Genomic DNA, 19,525 nt, shown 5'->3' with positions numbered 1-19,525 from the left:
CATTAAGAACGGTACCCGTTCTTGGGACAGTCTCGTATTGGCTGCGGTATTCAAGCGTTCTTCAGGCGTAACTCAAAGGAGATCGATGAGATGTCAATCAAACAAATTTCTGAGCATATTTGGAGCGTGAGAACATGGATGATTATCCCTGTTCATGTTTGGGCAGTCGTGGATCACGATGGCGTTACGCTCGTCGATGCGGGTGTTCCATGGATGGCTAAGAGCATCTTGCGACTCATCGGTAAACTTGGACCGCTGAAACAAATTGTGCTAACGCACGGACATGGTGATCATGTCGGCACTCTGAAGCGAATCCAGCAAGTTCATTCTGTACCTGTATTTGCTCATCGAATAGAAATCCCTTTTGTAGAAGGGAGAACCCCTTATCCGGGCAGAAGCAAAGCTGTCGCTCAAGTCGCTACAGGTGTCTTGCAACCGTTGCCGGAGGACGGGCACGGGCGGCTTTCACCGATCGGCGGGCTTACGCCGTACTTCACGCCAGGTCATTCACCGGGTCATGTCGTCTATTATCATGAAAAAGACGATGTATTGCTTACGGGTGATTTATTCAACTCTAAAAAAGGAAAGCTCCTCATGGCGCGGTTTACACCAGACCCTGATGAAGCTCTGCGCAGCAGCGCAATCGTCAAGCAGCTTAATCCTAAACGACTGGAAGTATGTCACGGCGATACGGTTTTTCAACCGGCGAAGCAGCTGGATGCGTTAATGAAAAGGTAAAAGATAGCAGTGTCAAAGGTTCTAAACCTTGACGCTGCTATTTTTTTTATAGAAATGGCGTGCAGACCGCATTTGAAAAACAATAGCAAAAAACAACAAAAAAAGGCTGATAAACATAAATACAAAAGAATAGAAGGACATATATGCTTGTCATACACTCGTATCATTTTTGTGCGGAAGGAGGCTCGGATCGAAAAACAACAAATCTGCAAGTAATAAAAAAAGAGGAGAGTTATACAAATGAAACTGACTAAAAGGTTTGTGCAACTGCTTATCTTTTCTATGCTTCTCTGCATTCTTTTTTCGTATAACCGATCCATCAGCCACGCAGCAGAATCCTTACCCAACGGAACTAATTATGGATTGAAGGCGGAGTATTACAAGAACTCAGGACCAAGTGAGTTTAGATTTGAACAATTAGTAACGACGGTCATTGATCCGTACATTCAATTCAGTTCGTTGGAAGGCGCTTTCAAGACGCTGGTCGGTCAGACAGATCATGTAAATGTAAGATGGACAGGACAGATTACACCGGGATACTCGGAAAATTATACGTTTTGGATGATAGGCGATAACGGGTTCAGGCTGTGGATTGACAACAAGCTAGTCATCGACCATTGGGTGGACGATTGGGATAAGGAACAAACGAGCAATCCGATTCCACTCGCTGCAGGGCAGAAATATGACATTAAAATTGAATATTTCCAGAATACCGGCGGTTCGAATTTGTTTTTACGCTGGGGAAGCCAAAGCGTGCCGAAGCAAATCGTACCGGCGGAAGCGTTCACTTTACCCGTCGATTTTGAAAATAACGGTCCGGTCTCCGGTTCGGTCTTGCCCGACGGTCTGCATGCAGAATTTACATTTGCAGAGGCATTAGCGGAGCTGGGGAGTAGTGCGCGGGAGCAGCTTTCAGCCAAAGTGTCAGGGATCAATTGGCCGATTAAATCGGCGGCACTGAAATCAGGCGACCCGAAGACGGTCCAAATGGAGTTTGACTATCCGATGTATCACCAAGATGCCCCTATGGCGAATATCGGATATACAGGCGGCGGCGCCCTTATGTACGCTGGAAGCGGCAAGCCTGTGAAAGATTTTTATTTTGCCATTAAAAATAATTCCACCTATCAGATCGAAACCCCGTGGGCAAACGATGTAGATGAGAGCAATCCGCTGCCGGAATATCCGCGACCACAGATGGTTCGCGATCAATGGCTAAACCTGAATGGGAAATGGGAATTCCAGCCTGCCAAACAGGGGGATGCGCTTCCAACGGGCCAGAAGCTGAAAGAGTACATAACTGTACCGTTTGCAGTGGAATCTAAACTATCGGGCATTCAGCGCCAAGAACAGCTCATGTGGTATAAACGAAGCTTTACGGTGCCCCAAAATTGGAACGGACAGCATGTGAAATTGAATTTTGGCGCAGTCGATTATGAATCGGACGTATATGTGAACGGAACTAAGGTCGGAATTCATAAAGGCGGATATACCGCATTCAGTTTTGATATTACAGATCAATTGCAGCCAGGCGAGAATGAATTGATCGTTCATGTCGTCGATTATACGGATACAAAGGGAGATCAAATCAAAGGGAAGCAAACGGTTATGCAGCCGGGAGGCATTTGGTATACGTCCGTGTCAGGCATCTGGCAAACGGTGTGGCTCGAACCGGTCGCTGCCGCAAGCATTGAGCGGATGAATATGGTGCCTGATATTTGGAATGGCCAATTAAAGCTATCCGTCGATACGGTCAATGGAGCAGGCAAAACAGTAGAAGCCGTAGCTTTAAAGAATGGCGTTGAAGTAGGCCGTATTAGCGGAAATCCCGGTGCGGAATTGCTGCTTCCTGTTCCGGATGCGAGATGGTGGACACCGGATGATCCGTTCCTCTACGATCTACAAGTATCATTGAAAGACGGGGAAACGGTCGTCGATAAAATAGACAGCTATTTCGGGATGAGAGAAATAAAGCTCGGGAAAGTTGACGGCATCCAGCGGCCTTTGTTGAATGGGAAATTCGTCTTTCAGATGGGAACTTTGGATCAGGGATACTGGCCGGACGGCCTCTATACGGCGCCAACAGACGCAGCATTGAGATTTGACATCGAAGCTGAAAAACGTATGGATATGAACATGATTCGCAAACATATTAAAATTGAACCGGCCCGCTGGTATTACTGGGCGGATAAGCTGGGGCTGCTTGTGTGGCAGGACATGCCTAGCGGAACCAGCAGGGATGTTGCGGCGCAGCCGCAATTTTACAAAGAATTCGATGAGATGATCAAACAGTTGCAAAATTCACCTTCCATTGTGGTATATGTTGTCTTTAACGAAGGGTGGGGTCAATTCGACAATGGAGGGAATTATACGAGAGAGGCTATCGCACATGCTTTAAAAGCAGATCCGACTCGTCTCATTAACGGTGTCACCGGATGGTATGATGCGGGAGGCGGAGATAACGAGTCGAAAGCCGGGCATTTCCTGGATTGGCACAAGTATCCTGCGCCGGATTCTCCGACCCCCTCGGAATACCGGGCAGCCACGCTTGGCGAATACGGCGGCTTAGGCCTTCGCGTGCCCGGGCATGAATTCAGTCCGTTGATCGTCTATGCTGAACTATTGATGAACAGCAAGGAAGAGTTGACGGACAAGTATATCAGCTATATTCAGACGCTCAAAAGATTAAAAGACAAACCCGGACTCAGCGCGGCCGTATACACGCAAATCTCGGATGTCGAGTACGAAATCAACGGATTGTTAAGCTATGACCGCAAAGTGGAAAAGGTTGACTTCGCACGCGTTGCCGCAGCAAACAGAGAGTTAATCGGGAACAGGAATAAATCCGATCTGTTGAATAGCATTCATGCCGCAGCACAAATGCGTGATAAAGCAATAGTTGGCGATGGACCGGGGCAATATAAGCAGGTAGTCATCGATCATTTCTCAGCGGCTATCGCAACCGCCCAAGCAGTGTATGATAATGCTCAAGCCACTGCGGATGGAATTAAGGAAGCAATCTCTTCTTTAGATGCGGCCGTCAAGCAATTTCGCGCTAAAATCAACAAGCCTCTGCCTTTTCTAGCTAACTTTGACGATGGGAACGCTGATGGCTGGACGACGTATGGCGGCGTGTGGAGCGCTGCCAGCGGTGTTTACACGGTGATCAACGGAGAAGGCTATAAAGCGGTTGCTAACGATACCCATTTCCAAAACTTCACGTATGAAGCCGATGTTTCGATGAGCGCCAGCCCCGATTTAGCCAATGCGGGGGTTATTTTCAGAGTGAACAATCCGACCGTCGGAATAGATAATCTGCAGGGATACTATGCAGGCATTTCGCTCGCTGGACGAGTTCAGCTAGGCAGGCTGGATAACAATTGGACCGAACTGGCCAATAAGGCTCTGCCTTCGGTCAGCGTAGACACGGTTTATCGCTTGAAAGTGGTTGCCGCGGGACCCAAAATTGATGTTTATGTCAATAACGTTCTTGTGGCAAGTGCCGTTGACAGTACCTTTACAGAAGGTGCTATCGGAGTTCGCACATACAAGGCTAATGCAACTTTTGACAATATTCGTGTGACGGAAACGGAAGATGAAGATATTCCGAACGCTCATATGACATTGGAAGGCGCAAGCAGCGTAACGGAAGGTTCGACGTTTAGCGTAAAGCTAGGGGTGTCGAACGTAACGAACACCGTGTATGCTTCTGATATTACGTTGAACTATCAAGCTGATTTATTCGAGCTTCAGGAGGTTCAATCATCGGCTGACGGGATTGTCGTTCTAAAATACGTCGATGATCACAAAGGCCGTGTGCGCATGCTGCTGGCGAACATTGGCAAAGAGCTTCAAAACAAGCAAGAGATCCCATTCGTTACTATCAAATTTGCAGCGAAAGGTTCTCCGAATACTTCGGGTAAAATCTCGGTAATCAAAGCCGTCATCGCCGATGAGGGTGGCGTGGAGACAGAAGCTGCAGCGGCTGAGCTTGCTGTTAGCATTATGGGCATCGTTTCAGACGGAGATATGAACCATGACGGTAAATTCTCCATTGGCGATGTCGCGATGATTGCCAGCCACTACGGCAAGGACAGCAGCAGTCCGGACTGGAACGTCGCAAAAGCAGCCGACTTGAATGGCGATGGCAAGGTGGATATTGTAGACCTTGCGATGATAGCGCAAAAGGTTTTGAACCAGTAGTCTCCATGCAACATACGAGTTTAGACAAGGACCTAGCCGCAGGCTGGGTCTTTTTATCGTCACTTACTATTGGTTTACAATTGTCTGAAAAGTAGATAAATTACTTTTAGCTTGCAACTTATTAAAAATAAGTTTATAATCAAAATTGTAACAAATACAATTACAGAATGTGAGAGTGAGATCATGGCAACTGTACTTTATATTACTGCAAATCCAAATGACCACCAAACTTCATACAGCTTAGCGGTCGGTAAAGAATTCGTAGATGCCTATCGCGAAGCAAATCCTGGTGACGAAGTGATTCATCTTGATCTATTCAAAATGAACATTCCGCACATTGACGCCGATGTATTCAGCGGTTGGGGAAAACTGCAATCCGGCGCTGATTTCAGCACGCTAACAGGAGATGAGCAGGCGAAAGTTGCCCGTCTGGGTGAACTTGTTGACCAATACGTTGCCGCTGACAAGTATGTCTACGTTTCTCCAATGTGGAACTTCTCGTTCCCGCCAGTTATGAAAGCATACATTGATGCGATTTGCGCAGCCGGCAAAACGTTCAAATACACAGAGCAAGGTCCTGTAGGCTTGCTTACAACTAAAAAAGCGCTCCACATTCAAGCATCCGGCGGCGTATACTCCGAAGGTCCTGCTGCAGGCTTCGAGAGCGGACACAGCTACTTGAAAAAAGTGATGCAATTCACTGGCGTACCTAGCTTCGAAGGCATTTTCGTTGAAGGTATGGCCGCTATGCCAGCTAAAGCTCAAGAAATTAAAGCGAACGCAATTGCAAATGCGAAAGAAGTTGCAAAACGCTTCTAAGAAGGGTCGGCAAAAAGACCGCATCAGGCCATATGGCTTGAGCGGTCTTTTTTTAGATTAATGCGGCTTTAATCCATCTCAATATGAACAAAGTCATGTGGATTATTCCGAATAAATGAACCGATGATTTGATGTGTTTTCAATGAGGCTTGGCAAAGGTCATCATACAATGGAGTTATAGAAGTCATCAATTCCGGATCATTATTCAAATCATAGAACGATACCTTGAAATTTTCTAAGCACATGGCGTGATTTCTTTGGTGGAGAATCTTTTCCATACTTTCTAATACATGTAATGCCGCATGATCGCCGAAGAAATGCAATCCGTTCTTGAGCCCTGCCCATCGCTCTGGTTGTGCAATAAAATAGGCACTCCACCAATAAAAATCGGCAGCAGATTTCAGTGCGTGATTATAATAGGCCCGAAAAACGAACAATGCTTGCTGTCCCCGCGAAAGCTCCTTGAAAAGACCTGATTTGAAGTCACCGCCTCGCGTCAGAATGTCCTTATAAGCTTTAATGATCGGATCCACACAAGCGACCTCGATTGCTCCATCAGCTAATGCTTCGAAAGCTTCTTGCCTCATTTTAACTATCAATACTTGATCACCCTTTCGAAAACTATTATACATTATTTGGAAAATGGATGGAATATCTAAATAAAATAAGTTTTGGCAGCATAGTTTATCCCCATCACGAATATTCCAATTATTGAGGCATAGAAATGATGAGTTATTTGGGAAAAGGGGAGAACAGCGTGAATCAATACGGCCGTTTATGTATGATGCTTATTTTCATACTCTCGTTGTCAGCCTGCACGTCAGCCAATGTCGCTTTGAACACGCCGGACCCGTCCGTACAACCAACGGCCGCTGTGCCGGAGATGACCACCACGCCAGCGCCTTCCGTTTCACCCATTGCAGCTACCCCTAGCCCCTCACCCATGGCAAGCAGCACGCCGGCATTCGATCCTCCGGTACACTTCAGCTATCCGGATGCCGTACGCGGGATCTATGTAACCGGGTGGTCAGCCGGCGGGCAACGAATGGCGAAGCTGCTTTCACTCGTTGATAGTACCGACCTCAATGCCATGGTAATTGATATCAAGGATGACGACGGTTACCTCACATTTAAACCGGAGGGAAAACTTGCTGAGTTTGGCCAGCCGTACATCAAAGATCCACAAACACTTATGAAAACACTTGAGCAGCATCACATTTATCCCATCGCCCGCATCGTTTCTTTTAAAGATACGGTATTGGCGAAAAAACGTCCCGATCTTTCATTTATAGACGGCAGCAGCACTTGGCGTAATTCAAACGGTGACGGGTTTATCAATCCGTTCCTTAAGGAATCATGGGATCATAACGTAGAAGCAGCCAAATTAGCCGCCGAGCTTGGATTTAAAGAAATCCAGTTCGACTATGTCCGGTTTCCGGAAGGTTTTGAAAGCAGGGACCAGGTTTTGAAATATTCCATGGGGGATTACAAAGATAGAAAGCCTGCGAAATTCATACAAGAAGAAAATGTTTATAACGAAGCTTCCAAGAAATATGAAGACGAATTGTCTGCCTTGCAGCTCAAAGTGACGGATGCCGCTAATACTTACCATGCAGCACAAACCGACGAAAATAAAAAAGCGATGGAAGATGCGCAAAAAAGTGTGTCCAGCTTGAAAAAACCTCAAGCGCCGGATTTCAGCGATAAAGCGCGTATGACACAACTTCGCGTTGATGCTGTCAGCGATTTTGTGGCTTATGCCAAGGAACAATTAAAACCGTATGGCGTGCATGTCTCTGTAGATATCTTCGGATATTCCGCTACATTGCCGGAAGCGCCGGGTATCGGCCAGAATTTTAACCGTATTGCCGGTTCGGTTGATGTCATTTCGTCGATGATTTATCCAAGTCACTGGTCCAATGGTTATTTCGGGATTGCTAAACCGGATAAAGAGCCCTATCAGCTTGTTACGGCATATATGAAAGCGGAAAAAGAAAAGTTTGCTCTCCTTATGACGCCTCCGATCTCACGTCCGTGGATTCAAGATTTTACGGCAAGCTGGTTAGGCGCCGGCAATTATATCCCCTATGGGAAGGCAGAGGTAGATGCTCAAATCAAAGCTTTGAAAGATGCCGATGTTCATGAATACCTCATCTGGAATGCTAACAATTCCTACTCAGAAGGTGTAACTTATATGCCTTAGGAAAGAGATCTCTCCAGCCAAGTTGGCTGGGGGGATTTTTGACGTTTGGAAAGAAGTCAAGTTACGACTATACAAAGTAAAATGTAAGGGATACCGAAGTGAGAATAGAAGTTTTACAATTAAACATGTAGGAAGGGGGAGGGACAGTTTTATTTGCGTAGATACAAAATGTATCAAATGGTGCGGTTGTACGATTTTAATGAAAATGGAAGTATCGACATCACAGATCTCGCTTTCGCAGCCAATCCTATTAACGATTAACTAATGACAGAGGAGATGTATCGCTTGAGAAAATGGACTCTATTTCTTATTGTGGCAATGCTGCTTTTTTCGCTTCCCGCCAATATGATGGCCAGCGAGGCGACTGTGGCAGAGGCAGCGGATCCAAGTTTGGTTCTTAGAGTGGACAATCAACATATCGTCAGCGGCGGCTCAACCAATTTGAACGATAAAGTAAACGCGCTGAAGGTATTGGACGAAGGAACGATCATTGTAAGATTTCGCTATACGCCAGGATCGAGCATTATGTCTCTGTTCTCGCTGAGCAACAATACGACGGCAAATGGACATTTCCATCTTTATATTTCGCCTACCGCCATCGGCAGCGAGAACCGCTATGCTGAGCCCGGGCAAACGCAAGTCAACACGCATGTCAAAACGGATGCTCTCGTTCTTAAAGAGAACGAAGTTCATACCGTGGCAATGGTCATGGATAAAGCCAAGGGATACAAGTACTTCCTGGATGGCGTAATGGTGAAGCAGGATACTACGTCTGCCCGCAAATTTCTGAGCAATATCTATGCTCCGAACAGCGCCAAATTAGGGCTTACTGAAAGACCGGCCGGCTCCAACCAATACCCTTTTACTGGGGATATTGACTTTGCTGAAGTGTACAGCAAACCTATTGCCGATCAAGAGTTGGTCAGCATGACCGGGGTTACGAACACGGTGCCTGTCGTTAATCCAATGCCGGATGGTGCGAAAATTACGGCGCCACTAAACGTATTCACTCCCGGTTTCATGAATTCCAGCTACTACCGGATTCCCGCGCTTCTTCAAACGAAGAAAGGAACATTACTTGCGGGCATCGATCGCCGAAATACCAGCGGGGCAGATTCACCCAACAATATTGACGCTGTCGTAAGAAGAAGCTTCGATCAAGGCACAACGTGGGAAACGAACGGAATCGTCATCAACGATTACCCAGATCAAGCATCGAATATCGATATGTCGCTCATGCAGGACCAAAGCACTGGGAGAATATTTTCTCTCGTTGACGGCTTCCCTCATGGCGGAGGGCTCGGGGGCGGATTTGGCACTAACGCCTATAAAGGTACCGGATTTAAAACAATAAACGGCAAATCCTATATGTTCCTGACCGACTCTGCCGCTAAAGAATATACGATAAGAGAAGAAGGCAAGGTCTACGATGCCGCTGGAGCGATAACCAATTATACGGTTGATATGAGGCGGAACCTATATTTGAACGGAGTTAAGATCGATAATGTTTTTGGCCAAAACTCGCCGTTGAAAGCTTATAAAACTTCATATCTTGAGCTGTACTATAGCGATGACGAGGGGGCGACATGGACCGGTCCTATCGATTTGAATGGTCAGACCAAAGAAGAATGGATGATTTTCCTCGGTACGGGCCCTGGATCGGGCATTCAGTTAACGCAGGGAATTCATAAAGACAGACTCGTATTTCCCGTGTATTTCTTGAACGATAACAACAAACAGGCAAGCGCAGTCATCTACAGCGATGATCATGGCCAAACTTGGCATCGCGGCGAATCTCCGAATGAAGGACGCGACGTTGGCGGCGGGGTCATCATTCACGAGAAAGATTTTACGAATTCATCCTATGAGCTGACGGAATCGCAAGTTGTCGAAATGCCGGACGGGCAGCTGAAGCTATTCAATCGCAACTACTCCGGCTACGCCCAAATAGCGACAAGCTTCGATGGCGGCGAAACCTGGGATTCGACAGTCGTGACGGAAAATGCGCTTATTGCCGCATATTGTCAAATGACGGCGATTCGTTACAACGGCAAGATTGATGGCAAAGACGCCGTTATTTTCGCCTCTCCCGGCAATTCGTCCAGCCGCATTAACGGTACAGTCCGAGTCGGGCTAATCAATGAAAACGGAACATACCCAAATGGCAGAACACGGTATGCGTTCGATTGGAAATATTCGCAATTAGTTAAAGACGGTACTTATGCGTATTCCAGCCTTGCTAACTTGTCTAATGGCGAAATAGGGCTTTTCTACGAGGGAACGGACAATACGAACATGAGTTATATCAAATTCAATGTCGAATATTTGAAATGGCAGCGTCAAGCTGTCAGCCCTGCGCCAAAGCTTTCGTCCATCTCTCTTGAAGCTTTACAGCCAAACGGCTATGCGTCAGGCGATAAGCTGCGAATAAAAGCCGTATTCAACAGCTACGTCATGCTGAGCGGGAACAGAGCTTTGACAGGGACAATCGGAGGGAAAAATGTTCTTTTCCAATTGGCCAGCCAAAATTCGGCGGGTACCGAATTCGTCTTTGAAGGCTCGTTCCCTGAGCTTACTGCAGGTTCCTACCCCATTGAAGCCGCTTTTGCGTCGGACTTAAACATTTATAACTCCTACGGGAATACGCTTTCGAAACAAGCGGATGAGAACAAATTAACAGGCACGATCAAAGCGCAGTCTGCTGCTGTCGAGGACTATGCGGCAACGCATTTAACCGGGGAAAGCGCTGTTCAAGCAGGCAAAGAGTTCGCTGTGCGCTTCGAGTTAAGCGGCTTGACACAGAACGTGTTCGCGCAGGATATTTCTTTGACCTTCGATGGGGCTGCCTTTGATTTCGTGTCAGCGAAATCATTGATTCCTGGTGTTGATGTGGTTGCGAGTGTCAATCAAACGCCTGGCAAATTGCGGTTTATCGTTGCCAGCGAAGGACCTGAGCATGCCGTAACCGGGCATGCACAGGTGCTGGAATTGATCTTTAAATCTAAAGATACTCAGCAGACAGTGAACGCTGTAATATCTGTTGCTAACGCAACGATGGGCGATGAGCACGGTGCTGAAACAAGTGCAGCTCCTTCCATGTTAAGTGTTGAAGTGACACCGGCAGCTCCAGGCATCCCAGGCGATTTCAACAACGACGGCAAAGTTAGCATCGGGGATCTTGCCATTATCGCAGCCCACTATGGCAAAGATGCTTCAAGTCCGGATTGGGAGCAAGTGAAACAGTACGACTTGGATCATAATGGAAGCATCGACATTAACGATCTAGCGGCCGTTGCCAGCAAAATTTTAGAATAAAGGAAGAAGAAACGGGATCGTTTGGCGAAATAACTTCGCTGACCGGTCCTGTTTTACTTTCTCGGCAATCCCGGGTAAATTAATAAGAGAGCAATAGTCTGGTAAGGTATGTAAGAAGGAGATGTAGTCAACGATGACAGAACTTATTGGAGAAATACGAACCATACATCGGTTTCCTGTTAAATCATTTGCGGGAGAGGATTTGAAAGTTGTTGCGATTGAGTCGTATGGCTTATACGGGGATCGGTTTTGCGCCTTTTTTGACGGGAAGAAGAAAGGTTGGGACAGCTTTTTCACAGCCAGAGAGATACCGAAGATGCTCACTTACAAGGCAGCGCTTGTCGAAGATCGCATCCATGTTCTAACTCCGGATGGACGAACCTTGGGCTGGACTGAGGAGCTGTTAGCGGAAATTCAAACCTACTCCAAAAAAGAAATGTCGATGGCAAGCTATAAAGCGCCTAACCCCGATAGCCCGGATTTGATGTCAGTCGATAGTGCATCAGTTTTGATCATCACCGATGGAAGTTTGCGAAAAATGGAGGCAATCTGGGGCAAACAGTTAGATCCACGCCGTTTTAGAGCCAACTTCATAATCGCATTACATGACGACAGCATCCACGAAAAAGACTGGATCGGAAAGCGGTTGTCAGTTGGCGGCGCAGAGTTTCAAGTCGACTCGTCGTGTGAACGCTGTACGCTGATTACGATCGATCCGAATACACTTGAGCGTGACGTGTCTCTTCTGAAAAAAGTAAACGAAGAAGCTGATTTAAAATTCGGCGTCTACGCCTCCGTGAAGAGAACGGGGAAGATTCATGTCGGGGACAAAGTTTATCTGGAAAGCCGTTAAAGGAGGAGAGCGGAGAACGAAACTTTTGGGCGCATGGTGCATATCTTATCATCTAGATACGGAGGAGGTAGTGATATGCACTGGGTTTCAATGATCGGAATTGCACTTGCGGCGAATTTGGATAATCTGGGCATTGGTGTTTCGTTTGGCGCACGAGCTACGCGTGTTCCATTTGTATCCAACTTAGTTATTGCCATTCTTTCCATGATTGCGGCTTATCTGTCCATCACTTTAGGTATGGTGATTTCGCAATATATTCCCAGCAATTATGCCAACTTGGGCGGAGGGACATTGATCATCCTGATTGGGATTTATGCCGTTATATCCGATTATAAAAGCAACGCTAACCTACGCGATGAAAATGGGATTACCTCATATATTCACAGTCCCGATAAAGCTGACAAAGACGGTAATAAAGTGATTTCATGGAAAGAGTCGCTGACACTTGGCGTTGCGCTGGCGCTCAATTGCGTTGTTGGAGGATTTGGAGCCGGGGTGACAGGACTTTCTCCGATCATGACGACGATATTCATTGGCTTGTTTTCTCTGCTGACCGTCGATATTGGCGTCCGTGCCGGACAGCAAATTGCAAAGACGTTGGTTGGCAAATGGTTCAATTTACTTGGCGGCGTTCTTTTAATTTGCATAGGATTGTATGAAATGTTTGTGTAATTGGCATAGTCGAGAATACACGGCGAAAACAGCCTTTCCGTCTGAGGACGAGAGGGGGCTGTTTTTTTGTTTGCGATCAGTTGCTCTTGGCAGGAGAACGTGATACAATCATCCTGACGAACGTTCGGAAGGATGATGAACATGACGGCCACGAGAATTAAAGAGGTTGCCTTGAGACAGTTTGCCAAGAACGGATATGAAGGTGCTTCGCTAGCGGATATCGCAGCTGAAGTCGGCATTAAGAAGCAGTCCATCTATACGCATTTCAAAGGGAAGGATGAACTTTTCCTGGCGCTGCTTGGCGACGCGCTGGATAAAGAATTAAGGTTTGCGGTAGATTATTTTGGTCGCAATAAAGACCTTGCTATAGATCAGCTTCTTTATGGCTTTCTTCTCCAATACCACGATTGCTACGAAAAAGACGATAACACCAAATTTTTCTTGCGGGTGGCCTTTTTCCCGCCTTCGCATCTCTATGACATCATTGTCAAAGAAGGTTATCGTTATTTAGATACGCTGGAAGCCATGTTAATTCCGGTACTCGATCAAGCAATTGAAGCAGGGAACCTTAGTCCTGAAATTAAAAGTGAAATGGCGACAATCGCTTTTCTTGCTGTGCTTGACGGCATGTTTGTAGAATTGCTGTTCGGCGGAGCTGAACGATCGCTCAAAAGAATCGAGGCTTCGTGGTTCATCTATTGGCGCGGCATCAAAAAGTAAATCAGCAGGAGGAACATACACATGAATCGTAATTGGCTTTATATATTTATTGGCGCTTTTTTTGAAGTTTTGTGGGTCACAGGTTTAAAACATTCGAGTACGGCCTTGATGTGGGCTGGCACCATCATTGCGATGTATATTTCATTTCATCTGGTAATTAGCGCTTCGACCAAGCTCCCTGTGGGGACCGTGTACGCCGTCTTCACCGGCATGGGGACAGCAGGTACTGTATTAGTGGAAATGCTGCTGTTCGGAGAACCGTTCAGGATTCTTAAAGTATGCCTCATTCTTCTTCTTTTATCCGGCGTATTTGGTTTAAAATTCGTAACGAAAGAGCATAATACGAAGGGAGCTGCAGTCTGATGGGTTGGATTTTTCTCCTTTTTGCCGGGATCTTTGAAGTCGTAGGCGTTGTGGGAATGAATCAAATTAATAAGGCAAAAAACTTCCGTTCGTTCAGTATATTTATCGTAGGCATTGTCATGAGTTTCGGGCTCTTGAGCCTGGCGATGAAAAGCTTGCCGATGGGTACCTCTTACGCAATTTGGACAGGGATCGGCACAGTTGGCGGAGCCGTCGTGGGGATGTTGTTCTATGGCGAATCCAAGGATTGGAAACGAATTATGTTCATCATGATGGTATTGGGTGCTGCAGTTGGTTTGAAATTAATGGCTTAACCACATAAATTTCTCTTGTTAATAAAACCTCTCCATGTCGGAGAGGTTTTTGCATTTTACAAATTTTTACATAAAAGTACACTCCTAATCGGCTTATATGTATGCTGTAAAAACAGTTTTTTGTAACTTTTTGAATTATCAAAGGAACCTTTGTCGAAAGAAAATGGATTAGCAGGAAGTGTCGCCTTTTTGGTGAAATTGTTGCTTGTGGGCCTTATTTTAGAGATTTCCTATGGGATTAAATAAATAAAAGGGGGGTAGTTCAATGTACAATCTTTTAATTGTAGATGATGAACCCAGGCATAGGGATGGACTTGCGAACCTGATCAGTAAATTAAAACCGAATTATCAAGTGTTTAAAGCCAAAAACGGGAACGATGCGCTTACGATACTGGCAGACAATCGAATCGACATTGTTTTTAGCGATATCCGCATGCCCCAAATGGACGGGTTACAGCTTCTTGAACGACTTGAATCTTACGATAAGCCGCCAATTCTCGTTATTCTTAGTGGTTACAGACAATTTGAGTATGCCCAAAAGGCTATAAGTCTAGGGGTATGTGAATATTTACTCAAACCTGTGGACGTTACAACGATGGAACATACCTTGGATAAAATCGAAAAAGCGATACTGGCGAATCAAACCCAGCTGCAAGAAAATGAATATACAATGACCAAGCTGAATCAAACGCTCCCCATTTACAACGATCACTTGATGAATCAATGGATAGCAGGACATCTGGAGGGAAACCGTCTATTAGAAGTTGAGAAGCTGCTTCCTCCTATTATCGGAAAAGGCACCGTTCTGCTGACAGAAATCAATGCGGCCAAATCAAGCTCAAGGACCGATGAATCCCAGATGCGACAAATGGTTAAGGAGAAAGTGGAACAATCCCTGGGGCCTTTAACCCGGTCGGTTTCCTTTTTTTTGGAGGATAAAAGAACCATTCTTGTTACCGTAGTTTCAACCCAAACAGTCGATATTCGTTCAACAGAAACTCTCGATAACATGCAAGCATGCATCCGAAGTATGAAAAAATTCGATTTGGAATTGACGATGGCGCTCGGAAGCGAATGCGAGGACGTCTTAAAACGAATCAATCCGTCATTTGAAGATGCCAAAAAAGCGTTATCTTATCAGTTTTTCCTCGGAAGCGCGATTGTTATTTCATTGGAAGATATTATCCCGGCAGCAAGCGATCGTGTTCTTACGAAATACCGGGAAGAGGAAGAACTACAGGATGCTGTCCGAGAATCGGATAAAGAGAAAGCCGTTCGCTTGATTCATGCGATTTTCGATAAACAGATAAGCAATGGGCTGCCATTGCCTGATGCTTTTAAAGATTTTATGCTGCGCATGATTTTGCACCTGATTCATCATTTTAAAGATGTGATGTCAGAAGATTATTACAAAGAGCTGTTGAAAAAATCCGAAGAAACGATGAAAAACAGTTCGTTCTTTTCAACGATGCGAAATACGGTAAGCGAGCTGTTAAACGAAATGATCGATAACATTTTAAATACAAGAAATTGGAAAAAGGAAATGATCATCAAGACATGCTTGCAATATATCGAGGAAAATTACGCAGAAGATCTGTTTTTGGAGTCAATGGCGAGCAAGTTTTATTTTAACACAAGTTATTTTAGTCATTATTTCAAAGTCAACACGGGAATTTCGTTCAGCCAATACTTGCTTCGGACACGTTTAAGAAAAGGGAAGGAGTTTCTGGAGGAATCGGATTTTAAAATTTATGAAATTTCCAAGCGAATCGGATTTAAAGATACGAAATATTTCAATCGGGTATTTAAAAAGGAATTCGGGGTAACACCGGAGGAATACCGAAGAATTGCTTTGAACATGTCCAGTGCGAATAAATGATGAAGGAAGTTGATGCACAGTGAGGCCAAGCGTTAAATTCCTAGGCAGATTCATGAATAAGCTCAGGTTCAGGGACAAATTAACGATTTCCTATATTTTGCTTATTACGGTTCCATCGATCGTGATCGGTTTGAAATTTTACAGCACAAGCTCTCAAATCATTCTGGAAAATGCCAGTAAACATATTTATGAAATTGTTAAGAAAGATAATCAAATTATTGATAATAAGCTTTACAAATTACAAGAAAGTACATTATCCACGATTTCCAATGTCGAATTGTATGCACTCTTGAAGGCTATGAAAAAAGAGGATGACATTCAATTACTCCAAAGCGATAAGCGAATTAAGGAAATTTTAAATCAATATTTTATTGAAAACGGGGATATTTATTCCGCTAATCTATTAACGAGCTATTTCACTTTCGGAAGCACCAATGTTTCCATTTCCCAAGAAAAAGTGCTTGATTCCAGTGTATATAATAAAGCAAAGCTGTCGCAGGGCGGGCTCGTTTGGATTCCCAATTACGAAGTGTCCGAAATCGTGAAAAGCGGAGAAATATTGAAGAACGACGAATACAGTTTGTTTGCTGCTGCCCGCACGATTAACAGCACGTATTTCCAAAACGGGTCCATCCATTATATGGATGAAAGCATTGAACGGCCTGTCCTTTTAATCAATGTGAAGGCGGACTTGTTTCATAGCGTGTTTGCCGACAGCCTTCCTGTCACTGGGGCATATACCTATGTACTGTCTGGGGAAGGAAGAGTCATCTCGCCATCGCAATCCAATCATATCAAATCCTACATCGATTCCAAATGGTTCAAAGATGCCGAACTGCAAAATAGCGGCTCGCTGATCAGCATGGTTGGCGGAAGAAAAATGCTGGTCTGTTTTGACCGCATGCAAACAACCGGCTGGATGACGGCTGCCTTCGTGCCGTATGACCAATTAATTGTGAATTTGTCGAATTTGCGGACATATACATTGTATCTAAGCATATTCCTAATGGTTTTATCGATTATTATCGCCTATTTGCTAGCTGGCTGGTTAACGAATCCGATCAAGAAATTGTTAGTGGCTACTCACTTGATTGGGTTTGGGAAATTCACAACCAAAATGCCGGAACTGTCGGATAAGGAGTTCGGATTTCTATTCAGCAAATTTAATCAAATGAATGAAAAAATACAACAATTGATTACCGAGAATTATGAGGTGAAATTGCGGGAAAAAGAGGCGGAAATTATGGCCTTGAATCTGCAGCTCAATCCTCATTTTCTTTACAATACGTTAAATATTATCAACTGGATGGCGATAGACAAAAATCAGGAAGACATTAGCCGAATGATTATTAGCCTATCTACGATGCTGGAATATACCGTGCATAATAAAAAAGAAGCCGTCTCCCTTTTAGAAGATATGAAATGGTTGAAAGGCTATTTGCATATTATGAGCACTCGCTATGAGGGCATATTTGGCGTTCACTATGATATGGATCCCCTCTTAAATAATTGTACGGTGCCTAAGCTTTTTCTTCAGCCGATTATCGAAAACTCGATTATTCACGGATTTGACACGTTGGAAAAAGGCGGGATGATTCGTATTATCGGCAGGAAAAACGAAACGACCGTGCATTTTACTGTGCAGGACAACGGAAAGGGAATTAGCAGCGCACAAATGAAAAAGATGATGGAGAACGATTCGGAGCACGTAGGGATTAGTAATATCGATAAACGTATAAAGCTTTTGTTTGGCCAGGAGTATGGAGTCTCCTTTGACTCCCAAGTTGGCGTTGGCACGAACGTTCATATTGTGTTTCCGTATCGCATTATCGAGAGCGATGTGGATATTTTTTAGCGTAGAGACATTTATGATGAAAATATAAGAATAATCCACTAAACCAAAAACTTTCGAATATCAAGATGTAAGCGCATTCGATATATTGTAATTACATAAGCGAAACCTTATGAAGAACTTAGAGTGATAAGGGAGGAAAACAAATTGCAACAGAAAAAAAGAATGATGAAACGCTCTCTCGTTGTTTTATTCGCATCCATGATGACGCTTACCGGCTGTACAACCAGTACCAAAGAGGCGCAAACATCACCGTCACCTGCGGCAACAACCTTGCCTGGGCCAAGCAAAGAAGCGGCTGCATCGCCTGAGGCGAAGAAAGACCCCGTCAAATTAAAGTACACGTATTGGGGAAGCCCGCAAGAAAAGACAGCGATCGAGAATGCCACGAAAAAATTTACTCAGAAATACCCATGGATTACGGTCGATCCTGTGTTCATTCCGGAATCGGATTATGATGCGAAAATTACGGCCATGGTAGCTGGCAACGAAGCCCCCGATGCCGGTTATATGCACTCGGAATTAGGGGAAGCATGGCAAAACGAAGAGAAGTTTGTTAACTTCAACGATCTGTTTGCAACGGATAAAGAATTGAAGAAATCAGATTTTCTCGATTACATATGGTTCAACGGCACAAAACCTAATTATACGTATGCGATAAGTACGGCAGCAGAGTCCTTTGCCATTTTCTACAATAAAGATTTGTTTGCCGAGGCAAAAGTGGACGTACCGCCGGCTAAAGCTGAAAATGCGTGGACATGGGAGCAATTTGTCGCCACAGCTCAAAAATTAACACTCGATAAAAATGGCAAAAATGCGGCTGACCCGAATTTTGACCCGAATAACATCAAACAATTCGGCGTTTCCTTCGAAAGCTGGTGGGGACCGATTATGGCTCAAGTCGTCAATAACGGCGGCGACATCATTTCGAAAGATGGGAAAACTTTCGCGCTCGACCAACCGGAAGCGGTTGAAGCCGTTCAAAGACTCGCCGATTTAATTACGAAATATCATGTGGCTCCGTCACCTACGCAAATGAAGTCGATTCCATCCCAGGCGGTTGCCCTGCAATCCAAAATTGTAGCGATGAGCATGCATGGACAATGGATAAACCTTGACCTTGGAGCGGCAAAAGTTAACTATGGCATTGGCGCATTGCCGAAGATGAAACGAAGCATTGCGATGGGAATTAGCGGTGCAAGCGTCATTTATAAATCGACCAAGCATTTGGAAGAAACATGGATGCTGACTAAGTTTTTAGCGGATCCAGCGGGTGCCATTGACTTGTACAAAGACGGTTTGTGGATGCCGACGATGAAAAAATGGTATACCGATCCTGCCTTGGTGTCACAATGGGCTGAAAATAATCCTGCGCATCCGGAAGGCTTCAAAGATGCATTTATGAACAACTTATTGAATAACGGCGTTGCAAGCCCAGGTTATTATTTGATGAACTTCGGGAAAGTGACGGATATGACGTTCTCGGCACTTGATCCGGTTTGGTTGGGGAAATCAACTGCAGAAAAAGCGCTAAAAGATCTTGCACCGAAAGTTCAACCGGAAATAAAGGGCAGATTTGGTTCTAACTAATCAA

14 protein-coding genes are annotated in these 19,525 nt (G+C 44.9%); 13 read left to right on the top strand and 1 reads right to left on the bottom strand.

The genetic code is table 11. The features are described 5' to 3' along the window. Positions 1–90: 90 nt before the first annotated feature. The 3 genes from AC3WRW_RS02780 to AC3WRW_RS02770 all read left to right on the top strand — a co-directional run bounded on the left by AC3WRW_RS02780 (position 91) and on the right by AC3WRW_RS02770 (position 5,760). Positions 91–738: an MBL fold metallo-hydrolase gene (locus AC3WRW_RS02780; protein ID WP_492544776.1), complete on the top strand. Its 648-nt coding sequence runs from the start codon at positions 91–93 to the stop codon at positions 736–738. Positions 739–978: 240 nt separating this feature from the next. Continuing rightward, entirely contained in the window at positions 979–4,941 is a 3,963-nt protein-coding gene (locus tag AC3WRW_RS02775) for a PA14 domain-containing protein (protein ID WP_492544774.1), read from the top strand. Between the two features lie 183 nt (positions 4,942–5,124). Next, complete coding sequence (locus tag AC3WRW_RS02770) at positions 5,125–5,760, top strand: FMN-dependent NADH-azoreductase (RefSeq protein WP_492544773.1); 636 nt, start codon at positions 5,125–5,127, stop codon at positions 5,758–5,760. A gap of 68 nt (positions 5,761–5,828) precedes the next feature. Here AC3WRW_RS02770 and AC3WRW_RS02765 read toward each other — a convergent pair whose 3' ends face one another. Continuing rightward, the gene (locus tag AC3WRW_RS02765; RefSeq protein ID WP_492544771.1) at positions 5,829–6,347 is read right to left on the bottom strand and encodes a hypothetical protein; all 519 of its coding nucleotides are present in this window, start codon (positions 6,345–6,347) and stop codon (positions 5,829–5,831) included. Between the two features lie 137 nt (positions 6,348–6,484). Here AC3WRW_RS02765 and AC3WRW_RS02760 point away from each other — a divergent pair, with 137 nt between their 5' ends. The 10 genes from AC3WRW_RS02760 to AC3WRW_RS02715 all read left to right on the top strand — a co-directional run bounded on the left by AC3WRW_RS02760 (position 6,485) and on the right by AC3WRW_RS02715 (position 19,521). Then, the gene (locus AC3WRW_RS02760; RefSeq protein ID WP_492544769.1) at positions 6,485–7,963 is read left to right on the top strand and encodes a putative glycoside hydrolase; all 1,479 of its coding nucleotides are present in this window, start codon (positions 6,485–6,487) and stop codon (positions 7,961–7,963) included. A gap of 285 nt (positions 7,964–8,248) precedes the next feature. Further along, positions 8,249–11,278 carry a sialidase domain-containing protein gene (locus tag AC3WRW_RS02755; RefSeq protein ID WP_492544767.1) on the top strand — a complete coding sequence of 1,010 codons (3,030 nt, stop codon included), beginning with the start codon at positions 8,249–8,251 and terminating at the stop codon, positions 11,276–11,278. A gap of 133 nt (positions 11,279–11,411) precedes the next feature. Continuing rightward, the gene (locus AC3WRW_RS02750; RefSeq protein WP_492544765.1) at positions 11,412–12,131 is read left to right on the top strand and encodes an MOSC domain-containing protein; all 720 of its coding nucleotides are present in this window, start codon (positions 11,412–11,414) and stop codon (positions 12,129–12,131) included. A 75-nt stretch (positions 12,132–12,206) separates the two neighbouring features. Further along, positions 12,207–12,803: a manganese efflux pump gene (locus AC3WRW_RS02745; RefSeq protein WP_492544763.1), complete on the top strand. Its 597-nt coding sequence runs from the start codon at positions 12,207–12,209 to the stop codon at positions 12,801–12,803. Positions 12,804–12,935: 132 nt separating this feature from the next. Beyond that, the gene (locus AC3WRW_RS02740; RefSeq protein WP_492544761.1) at positions 12,936–13,523 is read left to right on the top strand and encodes a TetR/AcrR family transcriptional regulator; all 588 of its coding nucleotides are present in this window, start codon (positions 12,936–12,938) and stop codon (positions 13,521–13,523) included. A gap of 21 nt (positions 13,524–13,544) precedes the next feature. After that, positions 13,545–13,886, top strand: a complete 342-nt coding sequence (locus AC3WRW_RS02735) for a DMT family transporter (RefSeq protein WP_492544760.1) — start codon at positions 13,545–13,547, stop codon at positions 13,884–13,886. After that, positions 13,886–14,200 carry a DMT family transporter gene (locus AC3WRW_RS02730; protein WP_492544758.1) on the top strand — a complete coding sequence of 105 codons (315 nt, stop codon included), beginning with the start codon at positions 13,886–13,888 and terminating at the stop codon, positions 14,198–14,200. Before AC3WRW_RS02735 ends, AC3WRW_RS02730 begins: the two co-directional genes overlap by 1 nt. Positions 14,201–14,465: 265 nt before the next feature. Beyond that, positions 14,466–16,079 carry a response regulator gene (locus tag AC3WRW_RS02725; protein ID WP_492544756.1) on the top strand — a complete coding sequence of 538 codons (1,614 nt, stop codon included), beginning with the start codon at positions 14,466–14,468 and terminating at the stop codon, positions 16,077–16,079. Positions 16,080–16,131: 52 nt separating this feature from the next. After that, positions 16,132–17,934: a cache domain-containing sensor histidine kinase gene (locus AC3WRW_RS02720; RefSeq protein ID WP_492544755.1), complete on the top strand. Its 1,803-nt coding sequence runs from the start codon at positions 16,132–16,134 to the stop codon at positions 17,932–17,934. A gap of 162 nt (positions 17,935–18,096) precedes the next feature. Then, the gene (locus AC3WRW_RS02715) at positions 18,097–19,521 is read left to right on the top strand and encodes an ABC transporter substrate-binding protein (RefSeq protein ID WP_492544753.1); all 1,425 of its coding nucleotides are present in this window, start codon (positions 18,097–18,099) and stop codon (positions 19,519–19,521) included. The last annotated feature ends 4 nt before the right edge of the window (positions 19,522–19,525 follow it).

The sequence above is a fragment of the Paenibacillus sp. FW126-R14 genome (genome assembly GCF_058789495.1).
The sequence above is the reverse complement of the archived record's forward strand: the minus strand, read 5'-3'. Positions and strand labels throughout refer to the sequence as shown.

Bases quoted from the DNA above. Each gene is read 5' to 3' on its own strand.
- AC3WRW_RS02780 (WP_492544776.1), top strand. From the start codon at position 91: ATGTCAATCAAACAAATTTCTGAGCATATTTGGAGCGTGAGAACATGG.
- AC3WRW_RS02775 (WP_492544774.1), top strand. From the start codon at position 979: ATGAAACTGACTAAAAGGTTTGTGCAACTGCTTATCTTTTCTATGCTT.
- AC3WRW_RS02770 (WP_492544773.1), top strand. From the start codon at position 5,125: ATGGCAACTGTACTTTATATTACTGCAAATCCAAATGACCACCAAACT.
- AC3WRW_RS02765 (WP_492544771.1), bottom strand. From the start codon at position 6,347: ATGAGGCAAGAAGCTTTCGAAGCATTAGCTGATGGAGCAATCGAGGTC.
- AC3WRW_RS02760 (WP_492544769.1), top strand. From the start codon at position 6,485: ATGATGAGTTATTTGGGAAAAGGGGAGAACAGCGTGAATCAATACGGC.
- AC3WRW_RS02750 (WP_492544765.1), top strand. From the start codon at position 11,412: ATGACAGAACTTATTGGAGAAATACGAACCATACATCGGTTTCCTGTT.
- AC3WRW_RS02745 (WP_492544763.1), top strand. From the start codon at position 12,207: ATGCACTGGGTTTCAATGATCGGAATTGCACTTGCGGCGAATTTGGAT.
- AC3WRW_RS02740 (WP_492544761.1), top strand. From the start codon at position 12,936: ATGATGAACATGACGGCCACGAGAATTAAAGAGGTTGCCTTGAGACAG.
- AC3WRW_RS02735 (WP_492544760.1), top strand. From the start codon at position 13,545: ATGAATCGTAATTGGCTTTATATATTTATTGGCGCTTTTTTTGAAGTT.
- AC3WRW_RS02730 (WP_492544758.1), top strand. From the start codon at position 13,886: ATGGGTTGGATTTTTCTCCTTTTTGCCGGGATCTTTGAAGTCGTAGGC.
- AC3WRW_RS02725 (WP_492544756.1), top strand. From the start codon at position 14,466: ATGTACAATCTTTTAATTGTAGATGATGAACCCAGGCATAGGGATGGA.
- AC3WRW_RS02720 (WP_492544755.1), top strand. From the start codon at position 16,132: ATGAATAAGCTCAGGTTCAGGGACAAATTAACGATTTCCTATATTTTG.
- AC3WRW_RS02715 (WP_492544753.1), top strand. From the start codon at position 18,097: ATGATGAAACGCTCTCTCGTTGTTTTATTCGCATCCATGATGACGCTT.